The organism is Psychrobacter sp. Ps6, assembly GCF_022129235.1.
Taxonomy (GTDB): domain Bacteria; phylum Pseudomonadota; class Gammaproteobacteria; order Pseudomonadales; family Moraxellaceae; genus Psychrobacter.
In genome coordinates this window covers 1-2,516 of record NZ_JADQAI010000060.1, presented here as the reverse complement: position 1 = coordinate 2,516, position 2,516 = coordinate 1, and the positions used below count along the sequence as shown (strand labels likewise).

Genomic DNA, 2,516 nt, shown 5'->3' with positions numbered 1-2,516 from the left:
TCTAAACCGCTTTATGATTATGTTCGAAGACCGACTCTCTGAGTACATGTAACCTCGACAGTTACACAGAATTATTTACAGGGTCGATATTACTAATTACTCTGCCTAATAATATAAACTATGTAAACATTTATCTACAAGGTGTTAATTCATACTAATCATGAATTATTGTCAGGTTGAAAATAAATTTTAATAGTAGATGTGATATCGGGCATTAGTATGAACTCTCATAAATATCTTCAAAACGGGAGATATTTAAATGAAACCAACACCAACCACCCTAACATTCGACGAATTCTTTGCTGAGTCTCGTGCTATCGACTCGGCTCGAAAATGGTTGAGAAAGAACACAGCTAAAACAGGCAAAGTACTCAACAAAAGACTAAAACGACTACTCGAACGCGCTTTATCAAGCTTGTTTGAGCCAAGTGAAGCAACTAAGTTAAGTCGTCAGATCAACTCATACACTACGACTCTTGTTGCTTCATTTGAAGAACTGCAACAACTCGCGAAAAGAGTCATTAATGACACCAATGACCAAGCCAATCAATCTAAGCAGCTTAAAGTCCTTGCGATACAAACAAGGCAGATGACCATCGCTAGAATATACGGCTGAGTAAACTAGGCGAGTTACGTGCGCTAATTTCATTTAAGAAGATAGATGTCACTTCATTATGAAATCGTTGATTTTCTTTAAATGCTAATTGTTCAGAATCCATTTTTGTCATCTCATACGCAATAACAGGTGGTGCTATTAAATCCATTTGGCTTTTAAATGAAGCCTTAGCTACATCGGTTGATAGGTCTAATGTAGCCAGATCTCTCATCAATTGCACTAAGACGTTAGGATCCATCTCTTTGATTTCTAGTGGAATCGCAGCCTCTCTCGCTTTATGCCCTTCATTAAGGATTTTGAAATGAGCTTCAGATAACTTTTTATATTGTCTGTAAGTACCTGTTGCTAAGGCGAGTTCCTCGTATTTTTGATAAACATCAATTCGACACTTTGATACTTTTTCAATCAGTTGCTGTATCTCTAACTTGACTGATGAGTGAGCTTTCATAACGGACATAGGATAAATCTGATAATTTGCACTGTTTGTTATTTCTGGTTTAGCGAACATATGATTAATTTCATCAAAAATGAGCTGGTAATTACCAGCTAACTCACCATGCTTCAGAAATAGTTGATTTTGCAATGGTAGACATGTAGAAACAGTATCACGAAGCGGGCGATAGTATTCTTTTACCAAACTCTTATCAGTAGTTAAATCGCTCTTGTAAGCTTCTATAATCCCAGCAAAAATCAACGAACCTAAACACAAAAGCACTAAGTTTTGAAGAAAAGTGTAATCTCGTTTCTTTGAAGCAGCACCACTGCTTTCATTGTTACTGTTAGTGTCATTGTTACTTTCTGACATAGTATCACCTAATTCAATTGATTTAATATACAGTACCAACGCATTCACTGTATGTAAACACAGTAATGCAAATGCTACTGCGTGCTTAATGTTCTTCGAAGCAACGACATACAAGAGGACTTTAGTCTAAAAGTGGTGGTTAATTTTTTTGAAGTCATTTATGAGTTGTAGCCTTCTGTCTGAACAGAGCAAGCTTTGAGTTAAAAAGAGGGACAGATTCAGTCCAAACTAACCAGTGAATCAATTGACAAGTAACTTTTCTAGTGACTCAATTCGTTCACCGTTTTCTTCGTCGTTTGCTTTATTGAGTCTATATCTTTCAAAAAGACATCCGTTCTCTCGATCATCAAACCTTGTTGTACAACCAAAGTATCCAAGGTCGAGTTCAATTCACCATAGTTAGTTGAAAACGAGATATTTGAAATTGCCAGTGGCATTATCATGATTACAAGTCCAGCTAGTAACTTATTCATTCAAGCCCCCTAACTGCTCTATTTGCTCTCGACGTTTACGCTCTTTTTCTGATTTCTCTATTAATGCTTCTTCTTGTGATACCAATCGAGATTGTTCATGTTGGCGCATTTGCTCTCTAATACCATCAAGTCTTGCTTCTGCCGATTGCTGAAAGTCTTGATCTAGAAGTAAAGCTCTGCGGTGCTCATCCAATGAACCAACTTCACGTAGAAGCTCAACGTAAGTTATTTCACAATGGCTTGATTTGGTGTCTTTCAGTTCTTTCTTGATTGGTTTAAGCATTTTGCGACTCCATCAGTTCTTCAAGTTCTATTCTTGATAGAGTCTTCAAGTAAGCTGCACTGACTAGGTCTTCTTCGTCGATAGACTGCTTTATAAATCTGTCTTGCTGTTTAAGGTGATGCTGAATCAACATCAACAGCACTTGTCTTTGTGTTACTGCACCGTAATCAACGTTTAATGCGTTCTTAGTTAGTTGTTCTTCGTCAAGTGATGAATCAATGACTAACTTCTTTGCCGATGTTCTTCTAGACTTTCGACCAGCTTCGGCTGCTGTTTGTGAGTTGAATAATGCCATGTTCCGTTATCCCGTTATTTTTAACCGTTAGTTCTTTTATTTAT

The 2,516-nt window shown here is 37.1% G+C and carries 5 protein-coding genes; 1 reads left to right on the top strand and 4 read right to left on the bottom strand.

Translation table 11 applies throughout. The annotated features are described in order from the left end of the window. The first annotated feature begins 259 nt into the window (after nt 1-259). Nucleotides 260-616 (top strand): hypothetical protein, encoded by a 357-nt coding sequence (locus I3255_RS13715; protein WP_238039304.1) that lies wholly within the window; start codon nt 260-262, stop codon nt 614-616. Here I3255_RS13715 and I3255_RS13710 read toward each other — a convergent pair. From I3255_RS13710 to I3255_RS13695, 4 genes are all read right to left on the bottom strand, one after another. Next, a complete protein-coding gene (locus I3255_RS13710; protein WP_106141389.1) occupies nt 600-1,421 on the bottom strand; it encodes a hypothetical protein in 822 nt (273 codons plus the stop codon). The genes I3255_RS13715 and I3255_RS13710 overlap by 17 nt on opposite strands. A gap of 260 nt (nt 1,422-1,681) precedes the next feature. Continuing rightward, complete coding sequence (locus tag I3255_RS13705) at nt 1,682-1,894, bottom strand: hypothetical protein (protein WP_238039303.1); 213 nt, start codon at nt 1,892-1,894, stop codon at nt 1,682-1,684. Next, nucleotides 1,887-2,177, bottom strand: coding sequence for a hypothetical protein (locus I3255_RS13700; RefSeq protein ID WP_238039302.1), 291 nt, complete (start codon nt 2,175-2,177; stop codon nt 1,887-1,889). The genes I3255_RS13705 and I3255_RS13700 overlap by 8 nt, the downstream gene beginning before the upstream one ends. Continuing rightward, nucleotides 2,170-2,472, bottom strand: coding sequence for a hypothetical protein (locus tag I3255_RS13695; RefSeq protein ID WP_238039301.1), 303 nt, complete (start codon nt 2,470-2,472; stop codon nt 2,170-2,172). Before I3255_RS13695 ends, I3255_RS13700 begins: the two co-directional genes overlap by 8 nt. Nucleotides 2,473-2,516 lie beyond the last annotated feature (44 nt).

What these genes read in the sequence shown, in the direction of transcription:
- I3255_RS13695 (WP_238039301.1), bottom strand. Translation starts at nt 2,472, where the DNA reads ATGGCATTATTCAACTCACAAACAGCAGCCGAAGCTGGTCGAAAGTCT.
- I3255_RS13710 (WP_106141389.1), bottom strand. Translation starts at nt 1,421, where the DNA reads ATGTCAGAAAGTAACAATGACACTAACAGTAACAATGAAAGCAGTGGT.
- I3255_RS13715 (WP_238039304.1), top strand. Translation starts at nt 260, where the DNA reads ATGAAACCAACACCAACCACCCTAACATTCGACGAATTCTTTGCTGAG.
- I3255_RS13700 (WP_238039302.1), bottom strand. Translation starts at nt 2,177, where the DNA reads ATGCTTAAACCAATCAAGAAAGAACTGAAAGACACCAAATCAAGCCAT.
- I3255_RS13705 (WP_238039303.1), bottom strand. Translation starts at nt 1,894, where the DNA reads ATGAATAAGTTACTAGCTGGACTTGTAATCATGATAATGCCACTGGCA.